This window comes from Pseudomonas sp. (genome assembly GCF_046581935.1).
In the GTDB taxonomy this organism is placed as follows: domain Bacteria; phylum Pseudomonadota; class Gammaproteobacteria; order Pseudomonadales; family Pseudomonadaceae; genus Aquipseudomonas.
The window spans coordinates 122,107-143,652 of record NZ_JAYGFK010000018.1 but is presented as its reverse complement, the minus strand read 5'-3'; the positions used below and the strand labels follow the sequence as shown (position 1 = coordinate 143,652).

18 protein-coding genes and 1 pseudogene are annotated in these 21,546 nt (G+C 58.7%); 9 read left to right on the top strand and 10 right to left on the bottom strand.

Translation table 11 applies throughout. From position 1 onward, the window contains the following. Window positions 1–77: 77 nt before the first annotated feature. Entirely contained in the window at window positions 78–1,538 is a 1,461-nt protein-coding gene (gene mltF / locus VCA57_RS16830) for a membrane-bound lytic murein transglycosylase MltF (protein ID WP_411186227.1), read from the top strand. Window positions 1,539–1,836: 298 nt separating this feature from the next. Here mltF and tadA read toward each other — a convergent pair whose 3' ends face one another. From tadA to VCA57_RS16815, 3 genes are all read right to left on the bottom strand, one after another. Further along, the gene (gene tadA / locus VCA57_RS16825) at window positions 1,837–2,319 is read right to left on the bottom strand and encodes a tRNA adenosine(34) deaminase TadA (protein ID WP_411186226.1); all 483 of its coding nucleotides are present in this window, start codon (window positions 2,317–2,319) and stop codon (window positions 1,837–1,839) included. Beyond that, entirely contained in the window at window positions 2,319–3,689 is a 1,371-nt protein-coding gene (locus VCA57_RS16820) for a multicopper oxidase family protein (protein ID WP_411186225.1), read from the bottom strand. The genes tadA and VCA57_RS16820 overlap by 1 nt, the downstream gene beginning before the upstream one ends. Before the next feature lie 180 nt (window positions 3,690–3,869). After that, entirely contained in the window at window positions 3,870–4,493 is a 624-nt protein-coding gene (locus VCA57_RS16815) for a TetR/AcrR family transcriptional regulator C-terminal domain-containing protein (protein WP_411186224.1), read from the bottom strand. 146 nt (window positions 4,494–4,639) lie between these two features. On the opposite strand from VCA57_RS16815, the gene VCA57_RS16810 reads away from it, so the two are divergent. The 5 genes and pseudogenes from VCA57_RS16810 (at window position 4,640) to VCA57_RS16790 (ending at window position 10,995) form a co-directional block, all read left to right on the top strand. After that, on the top strand, window positions 4,640–5,851 hold the full coding sequence (locus VCA57_RS16810; RefSeq protein WP_411186223.1) for an efflux RND transporter periplasmic adaptor subunit: 1,212 nt from the start codon (window positions 4,640–4,642) through the stop codon (window positions 5,849–5,851). A gap of 18 nt (window positions 5,852–5,869) precedes the next feature. Continuing rightward, on the top strand, window positions 5,870–9,037 hold the full coding sequence (locus tag VCA57_RS16805; protein ID WP_411186222.1) for an efflux RND transporter permease subunit: 3,168 nt from the start codon (window positions 5,870–5,872) through the stop codon (window positions 9,035–9,037). 1 nt (window position 9,038) lies between these two features. After that, a complete protein-coding gene (adeC, locus tag VCA57_RS16800; RefSeq protein WP_411186221.1) occupies window positions 9,039–10,505 on the top strand; it encodes an AdeC/AdeK/OprM family multidrug efflux complex outer membrane factor in 1,467 nt (488 codons plus the stop codon). Between the two features lie 3 nt (window positions 10,506–10,508). Beyond that, window positions 10,509–10,673, top strand: a pseudogene (locus VCA57_RS16795) (IS21 family transposase); the annotation flags it as partial. Window positions 10,674–10,782: 109 nt separating this feature from the next. Beyond that, complete coding sequence (locus VCA57_RS16790; RefSeq protein ID WP_411186220.1) at window positions 10,783–10,995, top strand: LysR substrate-binding domain-containing protein; 213 nt, start codon at window positions 10,783–10,785, stop codon at window positions 10,993–10,995. On the opposite strand, the gene VCA57_RS16785 is transcribed toward VCA57_RS16790, so the two are convergent. Genes VCA57_RS16785 through VCA57_RS16775 form a run of 3 tightly spaced genes read right to left on the bottom strand, consistent with a single transcriptional unit; the run spans window position 10,992 to window position 12,732 of the window. After that, window positions 10,992–11,831 carry an MBL fold metallo-hydrolase gene (locus tag VCA57_RS16785; protein WP_411186219.1) on the bottom strand — a complete coding sequence of 280 codons (840 nt, stop codon included), beginning with the start codon at window positions 11,829–11,831 and terminating at the stop codon, window positions 10,992–10,994. The genes VCA57_RS16790 and VCA57_RS16785 overlap by 4 nt on opposite strands. Window positions 11,832–11,852: 21 nt before the next feature. After that, window positions 11,853–12,179, bottom strand: a complete 327-nt coding sequence (locus tag VCA57_RS16780; RefSeq protein WP_411186218.1) for a hypothetical protein — start codon at window positions 12,177–12,179, stop codon at window positions 11,853–11,855. Continuing rightward, window positions 12,172–12,732 carry a sugar ABC transporter gene (locus VCA57_RS16775; RefSeq protein ID WP_411186217.1) on the bottom strand — a complete coding sequence of 187 codons (561 nt, stop codon included), beginning with the start codon at window positions 12,730–12,732 and terminating at the stop codon, window positions 12,172–12,174. The genes VCA57_RS16780 and VCA57_RS16775 overlap by 8 nt, the downstream gene beginning before the upstream one ends. Here VCA57_RS16775 and VCA57_RS16770 point away from each other — a divergent pair. Continuing rightward, window positions 12,731–13,792 carry a LysR substrate-binding domain-containing protein gene (locus VCA57_RS16770; RefSeq protein WP_411186216.1) on the top strand — a complete coding sequence of 354 codons (1,062 nt, stop codon included), beginning with the start codon at window positions 12,731–12,733 and terminating at the stop codon, window positions 13,790–13,792. The two genes, VCA57_RS16775 and VCA57_RS16770, sit on opposite strands and share 2 nt — an antisense overlap. Before the next feature lie 224 nt (window positions 13,793–14,016). Here the strand turns inward: VCA57_RS16770 and guaA are convergent, their stop codons facing one another. Together guaA and guaB are read right to left on the bottom strand one after the other, a co-directional pair. Continuing rightward, window positions 14,017–15,594 (bottom strand): glutamine-hydrolyzing GMP synthase, encoded by a 1,578-nt coding sequence (gene guaA / locus VCA57_RS16765; RefSeq protein ID WP_411186215.1) that lies wholly within the window; start codon window positions 15,592–15,594, stop codon window positions 14,017–14,019. Between the two features lie 99 nt (window positions 15,595–15,693). Beyond that, entirely contained in the window at window positions 15,694–17,163 is a 1,470-nt protein-coding gene (guaB, locus tag VCA57_RS16760) for an IMP dehydrogenase (RefSeq protein WP_411186214.1), read from the bottom strand. A 169-nt stretch (window positions 17,164–17,332) separates the two neighbouring features. Between guaB and VCA57_RS16755 the strand changes: the two genes are divergently transcribed. Next, a complete protein-coding gene (locus tag VCA57_RS16755) occupies window positions 17,333–19,453 on the top strand; it encodes a TonB-dependent siderophore receptor (RefSeq protein ID WP_411186213.1) in 2,121 nt (706 codons plus the stop codon). Window positions 19,454–19,482: 29 nt separating this feature from the next. On the opposite strand, the gene VCA57_RS16750 is transcribed toward VCA57_RS16755, so the two are convergent. Both VCA57_RS16750 and VCA57_RS16745 read right to left on the bottom strand, forming a co-directional pair. Further along, window positions 19,483–20,034: a sugar ABC transporter ATPase gene (locus VCA57_RS16750; protein WP_411186212.1), complete on the bottom strand. Its 552-nt coding sequence runs from the start codon at window positions 20,032–20,034 to the stop codon at window positions 19,483–19,485. A 55-nt stretch (window positions 20,035–20,089) separates the two neighbouring features. After that, window positions 20,090–20,557, bottom strand: coding sequence for a multidrug/biocide efflux PACE transporter (locus VCA57_RS16745; protein WP_411186211.1), 468 nt, complete (start codon window positions 20,555–20,557; stop codon window positions 20,090–20,092). An 88-nt stretch (window positions 20,558–20,645) separates the two neighbouring features. On the opposite strand from VCA57_RS16745, the gene VCA57_RS16740 reads away from it, so the two are divergent. Next, entirely contained in the window at window positions 20,646–21,524 is an 879-nt protein-coding gene (locus VCA57_RS16740) for a LysR family transcriptional regulator (RefSeq protein WP_411186210.1), read from the top strand. Window positions 21,525–21,546: the final 22 nt, after the last annotated feature.

The following is a 21,546-nucleotide window of genomic DNA, read 5'->3' as shown; positions in this document are numbered from 1 at the left end:
GTCTGGCAATTGCACTAACAGAGAAGCCGCACGCTGTCGAGATATGGCACCACCCAACCTTTGCGTATACTGCGCCAATGTTTGCCCAATCTGCGTTCCGCGTGCGCCGCGCCTGCTGGCTGCCGGTGATCGGAATCCTCCTGCTGTTCGGTGGCTGTGCTGAAGAACCCAGCACACTCGAACGCGTTCAGGCGGAGGGTGTGCTGCGGGTGATCACCCGGAACAGCCCGGCCACCTATTTCCAGGATCGTAACGGTGAAACCGGCTTCGAATATGAGCTGGTCAAACGCTTTGCCGACGATCTGGGCGTCGAACTGAAAATCGAGACGGCAGACAACCTCGACGAGCTGTTCTCTAGCCTCAACAAACCCAATGGCCCAGTGCTAGCGGCCGCCGGACTGGTAAAAAGCGACGGACGGCAAAGCCAAGCACGCTTCTCCCTGCCCTACCTCGAAGTAACCCCTCAGGTGATCTACCGCAATGGCCAACAGCGCCCAACCCGTCCCAGCGACCTGCTGGGTAAGCGCATTATGGTGCTCAAGGGCAGCAGCCACGCCGAACAGCTGGCAGCCCTTAAACTGCAACTGCCTGAACTGACCTATGAAGAATCCGCCGCCTTCGAGGTGGTCGACCTACTGCGCATGGTTGATGAAGGGCAGATCGACCTAACCCTGGTCGACTCCAACGAACTGGCCATGAACCAAGTGTACTTCCCCAATGTGCGCGTGGCCTTCGACCTCGGCGATGAGCAAAGCCTGGCCTGGGCTACCGCTCCAGGCGAAGACCGCAGTCTACTCGACGAGATAAACGCCTTTATCAAGCGCGCACAACAGAATGGCAGCCTCAAGCGCCTCACTGATCGCTACTACGGCCACGTCGACGTACTCGGCTATGTCGGTGCTTACACCTTCGCCAAGCACCTGCAACAACGCTTACCGCGCTATGAGAAACATTTCCGCCAAGCCGCCCAAGCCAACCAGGTTGACTGGCGCCTACTGGCCGCCATGGGTTATCAGGAATCACTCTGGCAACCCAACGCCACCTCAAAAACCGGGGTCCGCGGGCTGATGATGCTAACCCTGAACACCGCGCAGGCCATGGGCGTATCAGATCGCCTAAACCCCAAGCAGAGCATCGAAGGCGGAGCCAAGTACATCGTCCACGTGAGAGATCAGCTCCCGGAGAGCATCAAAGAACCAGACCGCACCTGGTTTGCCCTGGCCTCCTACAACGTCGGCGGCGGGCACTTGGAAGATGCCCGAAAACTTACCGAGGCCGAAGGCCTGGACCCAAACAAGTGGCTGGATGTGCAGAAAATCCTGCCGCGCCTGGCGCAGAAACAGTGGTACAGCAAAACTCGCTATGGCTATGCCCGTGGTGGTGAGCCGGTACATTTTGTACGCAACATTCGCCGCTACTACGACATCCTCACCTGGGTAACCCAGCCTCAGCTGGAAGGCTCGCAAATCGCGGAAAGCAACCAGCACTTACCCGGTATCGACAAACGCCAGCTCAACGAACAAACACCACCGCTTTAACCGAACCCGCGAGCTAGAGCCCTGCAAGGCGCTACGTAGCATCAGCCTCCGGCTGGTCAAAACAGACGAGAAACGCAGCACAGAGGAGTAACAGCCAACGGCTGGCCCGCAGGGTGAGCGCAGCGAATCAAGCGGACTGGGCTCGCACTCGAGTTTACTGATGTAAATGAGCATTACCCGCTTCGCTCGCCCTTTGGGCCGCGCTAAAGCGCGTTAGCCGCAAGCGGCTTCCGACTGGGCTGGCAATCCAGCCTGGTTTAACGCCGAGGGCCGACGCGCAGCAGACTTTGGATAGGTTCTAGCGCTGCTCGCGTCTGGCTTTGAAGAACGCGCTCAGCACCGCCCCGCACTCCTGCGCCAGCACGCCACCCTCAACCAACACTCGATGGTTGAGAAAGCCCTGATTGAAGAACTCACCCCTGCTCAACGCCACTCCGGCCTTAGGCTCAGCCGCGCCGTACACCACACGCTGCACGCGCGCATGGACGATCAGCCCGGCGCACATGCTGCATGGTTCCAACGTCACGTACAGGGTACTGCCAGGGAGTCGGTAGTTATCCACGGCTTGCGCAGCAGCGCGAATCGCCACCATCTCGGCATGGGCGCTGGGGTCATGGGTGGCGATCGGACAGTTGAAGCCACGCCCGACAATCTCTCCCTCCTGCACCAGCACCGCGCCCACGGGCACCTCACCCAACGCCGCACCCTCGGCAGCCAGCGCCAAGGCTTCGCGCATAAAGTGCTGATCCTGACTGCGATCAACAATCAACGGCCGTCGCATCAAACCACCTCAATCGCGGCCATCAAACCGGTTTCCATGTGGTCGATCACGTGACAGTGAAACATCCAAACACCTGGGTTATCCGCCACCAGCGCCACTTGCGCACGCTCGTTCTTGCCCAGCAAATAGGTGTCGGTGAAGTATGGAATGACCTTGTGGCGGTTCGACGCAATCACCTTGAAGCTCATGCCGTGCAAGTGGATCGGGTGCTGATACTGGGTCATATTCTTCAGATCAAAAATATAGCTCTGGCCCAATTTCAGGGTGGCAATCGGCCGATCCGCACAGGTCTTGTCAGTGATATCCCAGGCTTTGCCGTTGATCTGCCAGAGGCTCGGTGGCTTGCCGTTGTCGACGTTGACCGACACCGAACCAACCCATTCGAAATTGAAGTTGAGCTTCTCGGCATTCGCCAGATCCGGTTCAGCCACCGGGTTGGCCGGCAGCGCAGGCGGCCATTCGGTCGGAGCATCGCTGTTGGCCACCGAGCGCAGTGTACCCAAACGCACCGGGCCGTTGCGCAACGACAGTTCTTCACCAGCAGCGGGGGCCTTGATCGCCAGACAGATACGCATCCCCGGGCCAAGCCAGTATTCCTTACCCAGCGGCCGCGGCTCGACCGGGTTACCGTCCAGCGCATAAATCTGTGCTTCGACACCAGGAATGTTGAGGCGATAGGTCAGGGTATTGTCGAGGTTGAGCAGGCGCACTCGAGTGATCTGCCCGGCTGGCAATTCAATCACCGGCGCTGGCACGCCATTGATGGTCGACAGGCGCCCGGCCGTACCACCACGCGCCGCCTCACGGGGAATGCTGAACTCAACGAAATTGCCCTCTTCGTCGATGTGCCAGTTTTTCAGGCTCAGGGTCTTTTCGTATTTGAACCCGCTCGGCTCGCGCTCTTCGATGATCAACGGCCCAACCAAACCGCGCCCGAGTTCTTCGCTGCTGCTGACGTGCGGGTGATACCAGTAACTGCCGGCGTCCGGCACGCGGAATTTGTAGTCGAAGTATTCGCCCGGCAGCACTGGCAACTGCGAAACGTACGGTACGCCATCCATTTCCAGCGGCAGACGAATGCCATGCCAGTGAATGGTGGTCGCGACCGGCAAGTGGTTGATGAATCGCACCCGTAACCATTCGCCCTGCCGCACACGCAACTCAGTACCCGGTGCCGACGGGCCAAACGCCCACGCCTCAGTCTTGTGGCCTGGCACCAACTCGACATCCAATGGCGCAGCGATCAACTCGTAATCGTGGCCCGCCTGATCCTCCACCCGCCCCAACCAGTAGCGCACGCCGCCAACACCAAGCCCAACAACACCCAACGCACTGAGGCCGGCCAGCACTTGCCTACGTGTAAAAGCCATCTTTGCTCCCGAGGCCCGGATTAAATCCGGAGCATTACGCCATCAGATAAATGCCTGACAGCCAGTTGCAATATCTTCTCATTTTCATGGAGAACAAGACGATACCCATGTATCTCTCACCTAGCTATGCGGGGCCTGATCAAGCGAAGCTAAGCCTCCAGAGGGCCCATTTTGGCTATATCAATCACTGCTGACTTCAGATCGAGGCGCGTGCCCCTGAAAGAAAGTGTCCAAGGCCCGTGCGACTGCCCGGCGTACGAACATAGCCGTCAGCTTCTTCTTGACCCCCAGCAACAATGGCGTGACCGTTTCCGAATCCAGCAACGCCATCAGGTGGTGTGCCGCCACCTGAGGATTGCATGACCGCAACTCGCCCCGTTCGATCCTGCGTGCCAAGAAATCCGCAAGCTCCGCAACACCTTTTTTGGCCCCCCCCTCATAGAAACGCAAACCGATATCGCTGCGACCCGATTGAGCAATGATGGCGCGGCGAGCTTGAATCGATGTCTCCAGGCAGATGACCGCCAAGGTGCGCTCACCAAATTGCTGCAATGCCTGGCGCAGGTCATCGTGATCTTTCTGCAGCGCGGCAAAGATCGGCTCGAAATAGAGCTTGGCCACGCCTTGCATTACCTCGACGAACAATTCCTCCTTGCTGCTGAAATAGCCATAGAGCGTTGCCTTGGAGCCACCCACTCGCGTGGCGATTTGCGCCATGGACGCGCCCTCAAAGCCTAACTCCAGAAAGACCTCAGACGCTGCTTCAACGATCGCATCGCGCTTGGCTTCGGTTCTGACTCGCATAAACCCGATTCCTCCATCCACAGACTCGCAATCATATACCAGGGTGTTCAGTAATGTTTGACGCAAGAATCCTGTCAAAATATATTACCGTACAGTTCAGTATTTTTAAAAGACCGTCCCCTGCCATCGCTACCCTGGAGAATTCCATGCGCCCGATCATGTTTCATTGCCTAAACCTTAGCGTGGCGCTGGCAGCCGCGTGCCTTCTCACCGCCTGCGGCGAACCTCCAGGCGGCCCACCTCCGGCACCCGGTACACCGACGGTGGGAGTCATGCGCGTGCAGCCACAACGTGTGGTACTTACCACGCAACTGCCGGGGCGCACGTCCGCCTATCTGGTAGCGGAGGTTCGGCCGCAAGTCGGCGGCATCATCAAGGCACGCATGTTCAAAGAGGGCAGCGACGTCAAAGCCGGCCAGCCGCTGTATCAGATCGACCCAGCCACCTACAAGGCGACTTACGATGCAGACAATGCGGCCCTCGCTAAAGCGCAGGCCAGCGTCAAGACCGCCCGCCTAAAAGCTGATCGCTACAAGGCTTTAATGGCTATCCAGGCCGTCAGCCAACAAGATTACGATGACGCCGTCGCCACGCTTGGCGAAGACGAAGCCCAAGTGGCTTCTGCCAAGGCAGATTTAGAAAGCAGCCGTATTAACCTGGCGTATGCACGCGTCGATGCACCTATTTCCGGGCGTATCGGCAAATCCAGTGTGACGCCCGGGGCGCTGGTTACCGCCAGCCAGAGCACCGCCCTGGCGACCGTTCAGCAACTGGACCCGATATATGTCGATGTCTCGCAGTCCAGCGCCGACTTACTGCGCCTGAGGCGAGCCATGGCAAGGGGCGACCTGCAAAAATCCGGCGCGAATTCGGCGAAAGTCCAGCTCATTCTCGAGGACGGAAGTGCCTATCCACTTGAGGGAACATTGGAGTTTTCGGACGTTACCGTCGACCAGAACACCGGCACGATCACACTGCGTGCCGTGTTCCCCAATCCGACAGGCGAATTACTACCCGGCATGTATGTGCGAGCGGTGCTGCAGGAAGGCGTAAAAGAACAGGCGCTGCTGGTGCCGCAGCAGGCCGTGTCACGAGACGGTGCCGGCAAGCCATATGCATACATCGTCGACAGCAGCAACAAGCTGCAACGCCGTCCACTGGAAACAGATCGAGCCATGGGCGACCAATGGCTGATTCAAGACGGAATTGAGCCCGGAGACACACTTGTGGTGGATGGCCAGCAACGCGCAGCCCCAGGTGTGGACGTCAATGTAGAGCCTTGGTCGCCTAACACGCAGGCGAGTACAACACCGGCCCCGGCCCCCGTGCCAGAAGCCACGCCCACTGCGTCCAACTGACCTGCGAGAGAACGACAAATGGCCCGTTTCTTCATCGACCGTCCAGTATTCGCGTGGGTGCTAGCCATCATCGTGATGCTTGCTGGGGTTATATCAATTCTGACCCTGCCCATTGCGCAATACCCCAGTATTGCCCCACCCGCCATCGCGATTACCGCCACCTACCCCGGCGCGTCCGCCAAAACGCTGGAAGATACCGTCACCCAGATCATCGAGCAGAAGATGAAGGGCCTGGACCGGTTGAGCTACATGGCCTCGACCAGTGAATCGTCGGGTACCGCCACGATTACTCTGACATTTGAAAACGGCACCAATCCCGACACTGCGCAAGTGCAGGTGCAGAACAAGCTCTCCCTGGCCACACCGCTGTTACCGCAAGAGGTGCAGAACCAAGGCCTGACGGTAACCAAGTCAGCCACCAACTTCCTTAACGTACTAGCCTTCACCTCCGAAGACGGCAGCATGAACGGTGCCGACCTTTCGGACTACGTAGCGGCTAACGTGCAGGATGCGATCAGCCGTGTCGAAGGGGTCGGTGACATCACGCTGTTCGGCTCGCAGTACGCCATGCGCATCTGGCTCAACCCCGACCGACTGGCCAATTTCAGCCTGACGGCGGCGGATGTAAAGACGGCCATCGAAGCCCAGAACGTCCAGGTTTCGGCCGGGCAGATCGGTGCCCTGCCTTCCACCCCAAATCAACAGTTGAACGCAACCATCAGCGCGCAGACACGGCTGAGAACCGCCAAGGAGTTTGAAGACATCCTCCTGCGTACACAAACGGACGGTTCTGAGGTTCGGCTGCGTGACGTGGCCCGCATTGAACTGGGTAACGAGAGCTACAACAGTGCCGGCCGTTACAACGCTAAACCCGCTGCTGGACTGGCGATCAAGCTGGCGGTGGGTGCCAACGCGCTAGATACCGTCAAGGCCATAGATACCCGCATGGCCGAGCTGGAGCAGTTCTTTCCTGCGGGCATGAAGGTCCAGAAGCCCTACGACACCACGCCCTTCGTACGTATTTCGATCGAGGAGGTCGTTCGTACGCTGGCGGAGGCCGTGGTACTGGTCTTCCTGGTGATGTTTCTGTTTCTGCAAAACTGGCGGGCCACCCTGATTCCGACGATCGCGGTCCCCGTGGTATTGCTAGGCACCTTCGGAGTACTCGCGGCGTTCGGCTTTACCATCAACACCCTGACCATGTTCGCCATGGTGCTCGCAATCGGGCTGCTGGTGGATGATGCGATCGTCGTCGTGGAAAACGTCGAGCGGATCATCACGCAAGAGGGCCTCTCCCCCAGAGAGGCCACGCGCAAATCAATGGACCAGATTACCGGTGCGCTTGTGGGTGTGGCCCTCGTACTGGCCGCTGTATTCGTGCCGATGGCGTTTTTCAGCGGCTCCAGTGGCGTGATCTACCGGCAGTTCTCCATCACCATCGTATCGGCCATGACGCTCTCGGTGCTGGTGGCCATGGTGCTCACCCCGGCGCTGTGCGCCACGCTGCTCAAGCCTTCGAAATCGGGCCATGGCATGGCCACGACCGGCTTTTTCGGATGGTTCAATCGCTCATTTGACCGCGGCAACCATCAATACCAAGGCATCGTGCGCCATATTCTCGGTCGCGGCTGGCGGTACATGATCGTCTATGCCGTGCTGTTGGGGGCGGTGACCTTCGGTTTCATGAAGCTGCCGGTGGGCTTCTTGCCCGACGAAGACCAAGGCACTCTGTTCGTGATTATCCAACTGCCGCCCGGTGCAACCGCGAACAGGACAGATGAAGTCATCAAGCAAGTCGAACATCAGTTCCTTGTCGAGCAGAAAGACGCCGTTGCGGGTGTATTTTCCGTCTCGGGGTTCAGCTTTGCAGGTAACGGTCAGAACACTGGCTTCGCGTTCGTCAAACTCAAACCCTGGGACGAACGCAAGGGTGAAGCACTTAGCGTCTCAGGCGTAGCCGCCAAGGCAATGGCCAGGTTCGCCACCCTGCGCGATGCTCAGGTGTTTGCCATTGCACCACCGGCCGTGGCAGAACTGGGTAATGCCACCGGTTTCGATCTGATGCTGCAGGACCGCGCCAACCTGGGCCACGATGTATTGATGAAGGCGCGCAATCAACTGCTCGGCGAACTCTCACGCGACACACGCCTGGTAGCAATACGGCCTAACGGGCTTGAAGACGCTGCCGAATTCAAGCTCGAGATCGACCCGAACAAAGCGCAGGCGCTTGGGCTGTCGATTTCCGATATCAATGACAACTTCTCGACTTCATGGGGCAGCAGTTACGTCAATGACTTCATCGACAAAGGTCGGGTCAAGAAGGTGATGCTGCAGGCCGACGCCCAATACCGCATGCTGCCGGACGATATCAACCGCTGGTACATACGCAATAGCGCCGGCACCATGGTGCCCTTCTCCGCCTTTTCGAAAGCTAGCTGGGCATCGGGCTCGCCACGCCTGGAGCGCTACAACGGTGTTCCCTCGGTGGAGATTCTGGGCATGGCCATGCCGGGCGCAGCATCCAGTGGCGAAGCACTTGCCATCGTCGAAGCGGCAGTCGCCAAACTGCCGCCCGGGATCGGATACGAATGGACTGGGATATCGCGTCAGGAAAAAGCATCGAGCGGTCAGACCGGCCTGCTTTACGGAATATCCATCTTATTCGTGTTCCTGTGCCTGGCCGCGTTGTACGAAAGCTGGGCCATTCCGATATCGGTCGTCATGGTCGTGCCGCTAGGGGTACTGGGCGCTCTGATTGCCGCCATCCTTACCTGGAAAATGAACGATGTGTATTTCCAGGTCGGCATCCTCACCACCATCGGTCTGGCCTCCAAGAACGCCATCCTGATCGTTGAATTCGCCAAGGACCTGTACGCCAGTGGCGAAAGCCTGATGGACTCGGCACTGACCGCGGCCGGTATGCGCTTGCGCCCAATCCTGATGACCTCCATGGCCTTCATCCTGGGTGTTTTGCCCATGGTACTGGGCAGTGGCGCGGGGGCCGGGGCTCAGCACGCGCTGGGCAGCGCGGTGATCGGCGGCATGCTGTCCGGCACTTTGCTGGCCGTTATCTTCGTGCCGTTATTCTTTGTTCTGGTGATGAAGCTGTTCAAGCGCAACACGACGGCCACGGCATCTTCTGCCCCTCCTCACCACCCTCTCTCCAGCCATTCGGAAGGTATCTGACATGCCTTGGTTAACGCGATCTTTACTGGCACTAGCGGCATTGCTGGGCGGCTGCAGTTTGATACCCGCCTACCAGCAGCCCTCGCCCCCTGTCGCCCCCAGATTCTCCGGAGATCAGGGTGCCGCCAGCACCCTGCCAGTAGCCGACCTCGGCTGGCGCGACGTGTTTACCGACCCGGCGCTGCAGCGGGTCATCGACCTGGCACTGGCCAATAACCGAGACCTGCGGGTAGCCGCGCTCAATATCGAAAAGGCCCGTGCTACCTACCGCGTGCAAGATGCCGAACTGTTTCCAACCATCAAAGCAAGTGGCAGCAGCAGTGGCAGCCGCACACCCGCCGATCAGTCGCAAACAGGCCGCGCACTCACCGCCCACAGCTACAGTGCAACGCTGGGCTTCAGCGCCTATGAACTTGATCTTTTCGGCAGAGTGCGAAGCCTGAGCACCCAAGCCCTAGAGCAGTTCTTTTCAACGGAAGAAAACCGCCGAAGCACGCAGATCAGCTTGATCGCGGAAGTGGCCACCGACTACCTGACCCTGGCCTCCGATCAGGACTTGCTCAAGCTGGCACAAAGCACACTCGCCAGCCAAAGCAACACCTACGCATTGCAGCAACGCACGTTCGAGCTTGGATCGTCCTCGTCGCTGACGCTGAGCCAAGCCCAAACCAGCGTCGAAGCGGCACGCGTAGACGTAGAAAAATACACCTCACAAGTGGCCCAGGACATCAACGCGCTGGTTTTGGTGGTCGGCACCGACATACCCGATGATCTACTGCCCACCTCACTGCCCGAACGCTCTACCGCCGAAGCCAGCCCACTGGCCAACATTCCACCGGGCCTGAGTTCCGATCTTCTGCAACGCCGTCCCGACATCCTCAAGGCCGAGCGCGACCTCAAAGCCGCAAACGCCTACATTGGCGCTGCACGGGCGGCGTTCTACCCGAGCATCAGCCTCACTGCCTCGGCCGGAACCTCAAGCGCCAGCCTCTCGAATATGTTCAAAGGCGGGTCGGGAACCTGGAGTTTTGCGCCGCAGATCTCACTGCCCATCTTCGACGCTGGCACCAACAAGGCGAACCTCGACAGCGCCAAAGCTGACCGAGATATCTACGTGGCCGATTATGAGAAAGCGATTCAGACCGCGTTTCGCGAGGTATCCGATGCCCTCGCCCAACGCAACACGCTAGGCCGTCAACTAGATGCCCAGCAGGCGCTGGTGGACGCCACATCCAATAGCTACCGGCTGTCGCAAGCGCGCTTCAAACAGGGGGTCGACAGCTACCTCGAAGTGCTGGATTCGCAACGTTCGCTGTACACCGCACAGCAAGACCTGATCAGCACCCAGCTATCGCGCTTTACCAACCTGGTAACCTTTTACAAGACGCTCGGGGGCGGATGGATCGAAAACACCGATCTATCGCTCACCAGCGGGCCAATACCAAGGACGAACAAAGCACTCCAGTAGACCAATGCAATGACAGCTACTGAAATCCTGGAGCTGGAGCGTGTCGAAATGATGCCGATGCCAATGGCCTTTGATGGCTACGTCGAGCGCACCGTACACGTCTCCAGCAACAGGCTGATCAACGTGGCACGGAGTCGCTAATCAGTGTCACGTGAACGAGTCAGCCATTAGCTCAGGAGCCGCCTGTATCCTTTGCGGATCGTGGTCATCGCCGACGAAACGGTGTGTTGCACAGCGATAAAACAGTGCACAACCGCCATGAAGATGACAGTACCGCTTGCATGGCGAGTTGGCCGATTCGCGTTTGGTGGCGCGGCGCGTGGCCGACAACCGGCGCATCCTGGCGGCGTCTCCCGCCTACCTGAACGCGCATCGCAGTCACACGCAGCCGGAAGAACTGGAACGACACAATTGCCTGGTGTTCGCCTATCCGGGCCAGCTGCAAAGCACCTGGCCGCTGCGTATTGCACGCATCTCGATCCATCGCTAAGTTTCGTAGGAAATCTTGTAGGTCTGCCCCGTCCGCTCGATATGTGCAAACCCGAGTTCGCCCAGGTGCATCCCCGCGATTAGAAGCTTGTCCGCGCTAACAACATCCAACAGTTTGGATCGTGTTTCGGCGGAGAGAAGCGGATCTTGGTCGAATGCAATGGACACGTCGGGACGAGCAATCTGGATCTGGGGGAAATGAACGATATCCCCCCAAACCAGCAGGCTACGATCATTGGATTCGATGCGATAACCGGAATGCCCTGCGGTATGTCCTAGAAGGGACATGGCACTAATACCAGGGAGAACTTCGCTATCAGTAAACGTGCGCATCGTCTCTCGATACTGATCGAACACCTTCCGAGCAAACAAAAAGTTGCCACGAGCCCGCTCACTCGCTCGGCTGAGATTGCCATCATCCTTCCAAAAAGAAACTTCACGCTGGTGGACGACTAACTCTGCACCGGGAAAGGCAGCGTCCCCTGACGAGTCAAGCAGCCCCCCAACATGGTCTGGATGTGCATGGGTCAGGAGAATGGTGTCAATGTCAGAGGGCTGCACACCAGCAAGTGCGAGATTCGCTATCAACTTTCCACCCCATTGCTTGAACCCACCAGCTCCCGCGTCGATGAGGATCGTGCGACCCCTTCCACGCACCAGGTAACAGTTGATGTGGATCGAGGATGGGTCGCTCACGCCTGCGTCCTGCTGCAGCTTGGACGCCGCCATAGGATCGATATTGGAGAGAAGATCCAGACTTGCGCAAAGGTATCCGTCACTGATGGCCGTGATCGAAAACTCGCCGATCTGCTGGCCTGGAAGTTTCATTTTGTTCATTGCGGTACTCCTTGCGGATCATCAGTTCCGTGCGTAGAGGGTATCGGCTGGATAGCCAAAGCAACGGATGCGCGCTGCCAGCCCCGTATGGCGCTTTATGGCCTCATCCAGTCGCGCCATGAAAGCGTCCATGACCGATGGCGTTCTGAACGGTTCGAGGCGGTACTTGATTTCCGCGTAAGCGGGATGCCCGCGCCCCTGGCGAGCAGCGACATAGATGACATGCACGTTGTCCAGCGCAGCCTGGAGGACGCCCGTGCAAAGCCGAGTGCATCGTTCGGTGAGTTCCGCCAGATTCGCTTCGGGCGGCATCTTTTCCGCCTGGATGAAGATCGTCAGGTTAGGCATGTCGGTTCTGCCCCTGCGTCTGGGGCACTGCGCCATTGCCACTCGTCAATTGCGCGGTCATCGGTGCATAGAGGTGCACGTCCTTCGGAAGGGTTTCCACACTGAGACTGATGGAGCTATCCAGCTTCGCCAGCCACCTGTTCTCAGGAAATTTCTCCAATGCGACGGCCCGCATCAGATCAGGCCTGAGCCCCATCTCGATGAGCGGTTCGGGACCGACTGCGCTCACGATCAGATGCTCGCCTTCACCGATGGCAGGTGCGCGTTCAAGGCCGCCATAAAGATTGCGGTGCCAATCGGTGATGTGCTGCTGCCAGCGAGCGAAATTGCCGCCACCCTTCTGGCGGTACTCTTCACTCTCAAGCACGGCCAGACCGTCGATCGAGTGCATGGCAAGGTAGACGGGGCAGCCAGTGCTCAACGCATTGAAGCGCTGTGAAGTATGGAACCCACTTACTGAAATAAGCGCGGGCAGCTTTTCCAGGCTGTAGAAATCATTCCACTGTGCTTCGCTGGCTGGGTCGGCAAAGCTGCACTCGACGGTGTAGATCATGGATCACTCGCTACCGGACTTCTTGAGCATCCGGCCCTCTTTGTTGATGTTCCGTCATGGTATGACCTTGATATCGGCGTATAAAACGATTATTCGGTATGCTTCAGTGACAAAAAATCAAGCTAAACCAATCACCAGCTTCAAGCTAGGAACGCTCATGCGAAGGAAGATCCCCAGCAGCACGACACTGACAGCATTTGAAGCCGCCGCCCGCCACGGCAGTTTCGCGCGCGCTGCAGAGGAACTGTCTTTGACTGAAGGCGCAATCAGTCGCCAGATTGGCCGGTTGGAAGCCTTCCTCGGGGTCACGCTGTTCGAGCGGGTCGGCAATCGGGTCCGCCTCCTGCCCAACGGGGAACGCTACGCGGCCCAAGTTCGCGAATCGCTTGACCGCCTGGATCGGGACAGTCAGTACTTGATGGGGCAGCCGAACGATGGCGCGAGCCTGGACATTGCCACCATCCCGACCTTCGCGATGCGATGGCTCATTCCTCGCTTGACACGATTCCAGCAAAAGCATCCGAACATTACTGTGCATTTGGCGGAGCGCATGGAGCCCTTCGTCCTGGCAGGGAGCGGATTCGATGCGGCCATCCATTTCGAGCACCCAGCGTGGACAGGCATGCGGACTCATCCCCTTTTGCACGAAGTGCTGGTTCCGGTTTGCCATCCTGGACTTCTGGCAGGACGCAATCGAACAACCGCACTGGACGAATTACCGCGCCTGCACCGACGACAGAACCCTGAAGCTTGGCAACACTACGCCCAAGAGACGGGAAGCACGCTGACCAATCCTGCAATTGGCGCACGCTTTGATCTCCATGGAATGTTGATAGAGGCCGCATTGGCCGGCCTCGGTGTTGCGCTAGTACCGCGCCTCTACGTTGAAACCGAACTTGCGCTAGGAAATCTGGTGGCCCCGTGGCCAGAGGGGAAAACCATTTCCAAAACCTTCTGCCTCATCCTCCCCGAGCCCATCGGATTGAGCGCGGAGCCAATACAAGCGTTTGCTCAATGGCTGCTCGACGAAGCGAAGCAGGGAACAGAGGTTAAATCGTAGGAAAGATCTTTTCTCTATTGTTATCAGATAGAGGGGCTACGTTGCCGCCCGATCTCCCAACGAGAGTGTCTTATCCAGCCTCAATTCTTACCGCCAACGTCACCGTCAATCTGTTTTGCTAGCCGGCGATAGCTATCGATAGATTCCGTTACGCTTTTTCCTTATGGACCAATACGTTACGAGGATCTTTCGATAGCTTGCGATAGTCCTCAAAGGACCCGATTTCACTCCCACTCAATAGTCGCAGGCGGCTTACTCGACACGTCATAAGTCACGCGGGAGATGCCTTCGATCTCGTTGATGATCCGGCCGCTCACGGTCTCCAACAGTTCGTACGGTAGGTGCGCCCAACGGGCGGTCATAAAGTCGATGGTTTCTACCGCGCGCAGGGCCACAACCCAGGCGTAACGACGGCCATCGCCGACCACGCCCACGGATTTCACCGGTTGGAACACCACGAACGCCTGGCTGACCTTGTGGTACCAGTCGGCCTTGCGCAGCTCTTCAATAAAGATGTGGTCAGCGCGGCGCAGCAGGTCGGCGTATTCCTTCTTCACTTCACCGAGGATGCGCACGCCCAGGCCTGGGCCGGGGAATGGATGGCGGTAAACCATGTCGTACGGCAGGCCCAGTTCCAGGCCCAGGCGACGCACTTCGTCCTTGAACAGTTCGCGCAGCGGCTCGACCAGCTTGAGGTTCATTTCCTCAGGCAGGCCACCGACGTTGTGGTGCGACTTGATTACGTGGGCCTTACCGCTTTTCGCGCCAGCCGACTCGATCACGTCCGGGTAGATGGTGCCTTGGGCGAGGAACTTGATGTTGTCCAACTGGCTAGCCTGGGCATCGAACACGTCGATAAAGGTGCGGCCGATGATCTTGCGCTTCTTCTCCGGATCGGATTCGCCGGCCAAGTTGTCGAGGAACTGCGCTTCGGCGTTGGCGCGGATCACTTTGACGCCCATGTTCTCGGCGAACATGGCCATCACTTGCTCACCTTCGTGCAAGCGCAGCAGGCCGTTGTCGACAAACACACAGGTCAGCTGGTCACCGATGGCCTTATGCAGCAGCGCCGCCACTACCGAAGAATCCACGCCGCCGGACAAACCAAGCAGCACGTTGGCGCTACCGACTTGGGTGCGCACAGTGGCGATAGCGTCTTCGGCGATTTTCGACGGGGTCCACAGCGCTTCGCACTGGCAGATATCAAGGATAAAGCGCGACAGGATGCGGCCGCCTTGCTTGGTGTGGGTCACTTCCGGGTGGAACTGCACGCCGTAGTAACCACGCGCATCGTTGTACATGCCGGCAATCGGGCAGCTCGGGGTGCTGGCCAGGATGTGGAAGTCCTGCGGCAGCTTGGTGACTTTGTCACCGTGGCTCATCCACACGTCGAGGCCAAATAGGCCATCGGCGTCGACGTGGTCTTCGATGCCGTCCAGCAGGCGACTCTTGCCGACTACGTCGACGCGGGCATAACCGAATTCACGCAGCTCGGAACCTTCAACCTTGCCGCCCAGTTGCTCGGCCATGGTCTGCATGCCGTAGCAAATACCGAAGACCGGCACGCCGAGATCGAACACGGCTTGTGGGCAGCGCGGGCTGTTAGCTTCGTGCACAGACTCCGGGCCACCGGCGAGGATGACGCCTTTAGGCGCGAATTCGCGAATCGCCTCCTCGTCCATGTCGAACGGGTGCAATTCGCAATACACGCCGATTTCACGCACGCGGCGGGCGATCAGTTGGGTGTACTGGGAACCGAAGTCGAGGATCAGGATGCGGTGAGCGTGAATGTCGAGGGCCATGATTCAGTCTCGTCTAAGGAATTCAGAAACAGTCGTAATTCAGAAACAACTCGGGGCTGAATCGAACAGCCCCGGTTGCTTAACTTATTGCTTGAAGGCTCAACCTACGCGGTAGTTTGGCGCTTCCTTGGTGATCTGCACGTCATGCACATGCGACTCAGCCATGCCAGCACCAGTGATGCGGACAAATTCAGGCTTGGTGCGCATCTCTTCGACAGTGGCGCAACCGGTGTAGCCCATGGAGGCGCGCAGGCCGCCCATTAGCTGATGAACGATGGCACCCATCGCACCTTTGTACGGTACGCGACCTTCGATACCTTCCGGCACCAACTTCTCGGCACCCGCCGAAGAGTCCTGGAAGTAACGGTCCGAAGAACCCTGTGCTTGCGCCATTGCACCCAGCGAGCCCATGCCACGGTAGGCCTTGTAAGAACGGCCCTGGAACAGCTCAACCTCGCCCGGTGCTTCTTCAGTACCAGCGAGCATCGAACCAATCATCACCGCAGAAGCACCGGCGACGATGGCTTTGGACAGGTCACCCGAGAAACGAATACCACCGTCAGCGATTAACGGAACGCCAGTGCCAGCCAGGGCGGCGGCAACGTTGGCTACGGCAGAAATCTGCGGCACGCCCACACCGGCGACGATGCGCGTGGTGCAGATCGAGCCTGGGCCGATACCGACTTTCACGCCATCAGCGCCCGCCTCGGCCAAGGCCTTGGCTGCGTCGCCGGTGGCGATATTGCCACCAATTACTTGCACGTCAGGGAAGGTTTGCTTAACCCAACGCACTCGGTCGATCACGCCTTTGGAGTGGCCGTGGGCGGTGTCGACGATGATCACGTCAACGCCAGCATTTACCAACGCGGCGACACGATCTTCAGTATCAGCACCCGTGCCGACAGCCGCGCCAACGCGCAGACGACCTTGGTCATCCTTGCTGGCCAGCGGGTAGGCTTTGGCTTTTTCGATGTCGTTGACGGTCATCATGCCTTTAAGGCGGAACTGATCGTCGACGATCAAGACGCGCTCGATACGGTGTTTGTGCAACAGCTTGCGCACCACCTGGGTGTCTTCGCCTTCCTTAACCGTGACCAGGCGCTCTTTCGGTGTCATCACGTCGCGCACTTTAGCGCTCATGTTGGTCTCGAAACGCACATCACGGCTGGTGACGATGCCGACCAGATCACCGTGGTGCAGCACCGGCACACCGGAAATATTGTTCTGCCGAGTCAGGTCGAACAGGTCACCCACAGTGGCGTCGGCCTCGATGGTGATCGGGTCCTTGACCACACCGGACTCATAACGCTTGACCTTGCGAACTTCGAGCGCTTGCTGCTCGACGGTCATGTTCTTGTGGATGATGCCAATGCCGCCTTCCTGAGCCATGGCAATCGCCAAACGGGCTTCAGTTACGGTATCCATGGCAGCAGAGAGCAGCGGAATATTCAGTTCGATACCACGGGTCAGACGCGTTTTGAGGCTGACATCCTTCGGCAGAACTTCGGAATAACCTGGAATAAGTAGAACGTCGTCGAAGGTAAGAGCTTCTTGACTGATACGCAGCATGGCGGGGGCTCCCGGACGGGAAAATTGGAAGCGCGCCATTATACTCAGACGCCCCCCTGCACTCAACGCAAACTACAACAATTGACTACGCAGCTTACGTAGCGCTATCCAGAAGGGTACGAGAGAAATACAATAATGATTCTCAAAAACACCCGGTACTGAGTAGCAAATGAAATCTAACCGCCCGCACCGGAGCAGCCAGCGCGCCGCTCTGCTCAGCCTCTGCCTACTCCCAACCAGCGCCTTACTGGCCCAGGAGCTGGAGCTTCCCAGCCAGAACATCGTTGCAGCCCCCCTTGTCGAGGAAGATGGCTACCAGGCAAAACGTGCCAGCACGGCAAGCAAATCCTCCGTTGCACTCAAGGAAGAGGCCCAATCGGTACAGGTGGTCACGCCACAAACCATCGAGGACTTTCAGGTCAAGTCGCTGGACGATGCCATGAAATTCGTCAGCGGTGTCAGCCAGAGCAATACCCTTGGCGGCACCAAGGACGCATTTACCAAGCGAGGCTTTGGCACCAATGCCGATGGTTCAATCCTGCGTGATGGTGTTCGCTCCAATTTGTCACGCAACTTCGACGCTACCAGTGAGCGGGTCGAGGTGCTAAAAGGCCCAGCGGCACTGCTCTACGGGGCGATGGAGCCAGGTGGACTGATCAACGTGATCAGCAAGCAGCCTCAGTACACACGTCACACCGAGATCAGCGGCTCGGCCTACAGTGAAGGCGGCGGCAGCCTGAGCGTAGATACCACTGGCCCGATTGGCGATACCGGCCTGGCTTACCGCCTGGTTGCCGAACGCCAAAGCGAGGACTACTGGCGTAACTACGGGGTCGATCAGCACACGCTAGTAGCGCCGTCGCTTACCTGGACGGGCGAGCGTGCCAGCCTGACACTGGCCTATACGTACAACGACTACACCAGCCCGTTTGACCGAGGCACCGTATTCGTCGATGGTCACCCTGCCGGCGCGGACTACGACAAGCGTCTCGATGAAACCTGGGCCAAGACCGTTGGAATCAGCGAAACAGCCACAGCACGTTTCGAGTACCAATTGAACGAGGACTGGAAGACCCGCATCACCTATGGCTGGAACAATGACCGTTACAGCCTGGCAATCGCTCAGCCGGTTTCACTGTCCAGCAGCGGTCAACTGCTGAGAGCGGCCAACGGTGGCCATTACGACTACGAAACGCGCTATTCGAGCCTCGACTTCATTGGTGAGCAGGACATTCTCGGACAACGTCACGACCTGTTGATTGGCGTCGACAATGAAGCCAATGACCAGTTTCGCGGCAAGACGTATCGCAACCCTAACAACACCCGCAGCAATATCGATATCTACTCGCCGGATTACGGCAATCTCGCGGAACCCTCAACAGTCAGTCAGAGCACGAGCAACCTAAACAACGAGCTGACGTCCACCTCGATTTATCTGAAGGACAACTGGCACCTCGATGATCGCTGGATTCTGGTACTGGGTGGACGCTATCAGCACTATGACCAATACAGCGCGCAAGGCCTGGGCAGTAGCCGAGTCGTCAACCGCGATAACAACGGCGAAGCCTTCATGCCAATGGCTGGCCTGGTATTCGAAGTCGATGATGCTCTTTCACTGTACGGCAACTACAGCCGCTCGTTCCAGCCGAATGAGGATGTGGACGACAACGGTAATACCTTCGATCCAGAGGAAGGACGCAGCTACGAAATCGGTGCCAAGTACGACCTGACAGAACACCTGAATATGAACCTGGCCGTGTTCGACATCGTCAAGAAAAACGTCGTTACCACCACCACCGTGGCAGGTGAGAGCGTCAGTGAAGCGGCTGGCAAGGTCGGATCGCGCGGTATAGAACTGGACGTGACGGGGCGCATCGCCGAACGCTGGGACATGATCGCCACCTACGCGTATACCCATACCGAGATTCTCGATGACCCGGACAACGAAGGTAACCGCCTAGGCCAGGCACCCCGTGAAACGGGCAGCCTGTATCTGACCCATCACCTGCTGGCACCTTCCGAACTCGGTGCCTGGCACATTGGCGGTGGGGCCCGCTATGTAGGTGCTCGCGCTGGCGACAATGCCAACAGCTATTACATGAGCAGTTATACGGTCGCCGATGCATTCGTACGTTGGGATTTACCGACGCACGGCTACAAAACCAATCTGCAACTCAATGTAGATAACCTGTTCGACAAACATTACTACCCATCAAGCACTGGCAGCCAACTGCAGGTCAACGTCGGCGAACCGCGCGAGCTGCGCCTGTCCGCCAGCGTCGAGTTTTAATCAGCAACCTGGCTCAGGGATGAGCCGACTCAGTCCAGATCCACCCGTACCAACGAAACTGCATAGCCCAAACGCGCGGCAAACTCATCAAGAAAACTCTGCTTAAAGCCTGCATCTGCCCAGTTATTGAAGATAAACCCCAGGTTGGAAAAACCGCAGGGCTGCAGGAACAGAAAGCCGTTGATGTCATCTTCATGACCACATTCCGGGCAGGTGAAGCTGTCGGTTTCCCCTGGCCACCACACCTCCAGGCTGTCGAACAACGGCACGCCCACCTCCCTGCGGCATTCGGCGCAGCCCGCCTCTTCGAGAAAACCACGCGTTGGCAAATAAATGCAGCGACTGGTGATGACTTCAAGGCCATTGTGCGGCTGGCCATAGGGCAACAGTTCGGGGTGCTGGGCGATACGCCGGGCACCCGGCCCAATGGCGTAGGCCATGCCGTTGCCACCCTGGCCGCAGGTGGTGGGTAGCGCCTCGACGATCTCCCGCTTGGCCAGCCAGCGCAATATGGCCTGGGCTTTTTGCTCATGGCCCGGAAGCGAGGATATCTGTGGGACGAGGATCAGTTGCGCAGTCATGGTGCTCGAACGGTCGGCGAAGAAAGGCGGCAGCTTAGGCGCTGCTGCCGGCAAATCAAGCCCCGCGACAGACTGCTGCGTCCGTCTTTGCCTCGCGACGCGCCAGCCAACGGGCACGCAGCACGTCGTAGATCCAGTTGAAGCCCATGGTGTAGGGCAGGAAGAACAGGATCATAACGATATCCAGCAGCAGCGCCTCAAGCAGACTGATCGACAGCCACCAGGCGGCTAGCGGCACCAGCACCACGATTAGACCTACCTCGAACAGCAGCGCGTGGCTAGCCCGCACCCATAGACCACGCTCAAAGCCCAGGCGGCTCTGTGCACGGTCGAACAGGTAGTTGAACAACATGTTCCAGAACATCGCCACGGTGGAGAACATCAAGGTCAGCGCACCTAGGTGTAGCAAGGGTTTATCCATGAACCAGGCCATGGTCGGCACGCAGATGAGCACGGCAATGACCTCGAAGGCCAGGGCATGACCGATGCGCTCACGCAGGGAGCGAGGTAGGGGCTGAGTCATGAAATGAACCTCGTGATAAGTGACAACGAGGGCTATGATCATCGGAAAACCAGCAAACACGAAGGCAGCAGCCATCGGCTAAACCGATATGAATATTTCCCCAGACGCTCTCCAGGCCTTCACTCAAGCGGCCCATTGTGGATCACTCAGCGCCGCTGCACGACGCTTAGGCAAAAGCCAGTCGACCATAAGCGAGGCGGTCGCGCGCCTGGAAATCGACCTGGGCGTAGCCCTGTTCGAGCGCGGCCCACGTCACCTGCAACTGACCGAAGCAGGCGCCAGCCTGTTGGCCCACGCCGAGGAGGTCCTGAGCGCCAGCGACCGCCTGACGCGACATGCCGCAGGTTTGGCCAGAGGCCAGGAAGCACGCCTGACACTGGCGCTGTCCGATGCCTACCAGCCGAAACAGTTCGAGGCTCGCCTGCAGGAGCTGGATCAGCGCTTCCCGGATCTGCAGTTCGAGAGCCTGGTTGCCGAGCAAGCTGACGTACTCGACCTGGTCACTCAGGGCCGCGCGACCCTCGGCCTGATCGCCGCGCAGCCGGCCTACCCGCCGCATATTGCCCACGCCCGCCTAGAGATGAGCAGCGAGTTCGGCCTGTTCGCGGCCAAGGATCACCCGCTGAGCAAACTGGCCCTGGTGCGCCAAGAAGACTTGTCGCACTGGCGTCTGCTGCGCCTGAGCAGCGTCGCCAATGACGACGCCAATACTGACAACCTGCCAAGTAGCGGCGGACGCTGTTGGGCCGCGCCGGACTACCTGATGCTGCTGGAAATGGCGCGCTTGGGCTTCGGCTGGGCCGAGCTGCCACGGCAACTGGTTGACGCCTATGGCTTCGCCGGCCTGAATGAACTGTCCTGCACTGGCTGGCCACGCCGGGTGACGGTAGACGCCATCTGGTCACGGCAGCGCGAGCTCGGCCCAGTGGCCGCCTGGCTGCTCGACCGCCTGCTCGAAGACCACTAAGCAGGCTCGCGCCTGCGGGCAT

Excerpts from the sequence above, each read along its gene's own strand:
- mltF (WP_411186227.1), top strand. The coding sequence starts at position 78 with ATGTTTGCCCAATCTGCGTTCCGCGTGCGCCGCGCCTGCTGGCTGCCG.
- tadA (WP_411186226.1), bottom strand. The coding sequence starts at position 2,319 with ATGCGACGGCCGTTGATTGTTGATCGCAGTCAGGATCAGCACTTTATG.
- VCA57_RS16820 (WP_411186225.1), bottom strand. The coding sequence starts at position 3,689 with ATGGCTTTTACACGTAGGCAAGTGCTGGCCGGCCTCAGTGCGTTGGGT.
- VCA57_RS16815 (WP_411186224.1), bottom strand. The coding sequence starts at position 4,493 with ATGCGAGTCAGAACCGAAGCCAAGCGCGATGCGATCGTTGAAGCAGCG.
- VCA57_RS16810 (WP_411186223.1), top strand. The coding sequence starts at position 4,640 with ATGCGCCCGATCATGTTTCATTGCCTAAACCTTAGCGTGGCGCTGGCA.
- VCA57_RS16805 (WP_411186222.1), top strand. The coding sequence starts at position 5,870 with ATGGCCCGTTTCTTCATCGACCGTCCAGTATTCGCGTGGGTGCTAGCC.
- adeC (WP_411186221.1), top strand. The coding sequence starts at position 9,039 with ATGCCTTGGTTAACGCGATCTTTACTGGCACTAGCGGCATTGCTGGGC.
- VCA57_RS16785 (WP_411186219.1), bottom strand. The coding sequence starts at position 11,831 with ATGAACAAAATGAAACTTCCAGGCCAGCAGATCGGCGAGTTTTCGATC.
- VCA57_RS16780 (WP_411186218.1), bottom strand. The coding sequence starts at position 12,179 with ATGCCTAACCTGACGATCTTCATCCAGGCGGAAAAGATGCCGCCCGAA.
- VCA57_RS16770 (WP_411186216.1), top strand. The coding sequence starts at position 12,731 with ATGGATCACTCGCTACCGGACTTCTTGAGCATCCGGCCCTCTTTGTTG.
- VCA57_RS16775 (WP_411186217.1), bottom strand. The coding sequence starts at position 12,732 with ATGATCTACACCGTCGAGTGCAGCTTTGCCGACCCAGCCAGCGAAGCA.
- guaA (WP_411186215.1), bottom strand. The coding sequence starts at position 15,594 with ATGGCCCTCGACATTCACGCTCACCGCATCCTGATCCTCGACTTCGGT.
- guaB (WP_411186214.1), bottom strand. The coding sequence starts at position 17,163 with ATGCTGCGTATCAGTCAAGAAGCTCTTACCTTCGACGACGTTCTACTT.
- VCA57_RS16755 (WP_411186213.1), top strand. The coding sequence starts at position 17,333 with ATGAAATCTAACCGCCCGCACCGGAGCAGCCAGCGCGCCGCTCTGCTC.
- VCA57_RS16750 (WP_411186212.1), bottom strand. The coding sequence starts at position 20,034 with ATGACTGCGCAACTGATCCTCGTCCCACAGATATCCTCGCTTCCGGGC.
- VCA57_RS16745 (WP_411186211.1), bottom strand. The coding sequence starts at position 20,557 with ATGACTCAGCCCCTACCTCGCTCCCTGCGTGAGCGCATCGGTCATGCC.
- VCA57_RS16740 (WP_411186210.1), top strand. The coding sequence starts at position 20,646 with ATGAATATTTCCCCAGACGCTCTCCAGGCCTTCACTCAAGCGGCCCAT.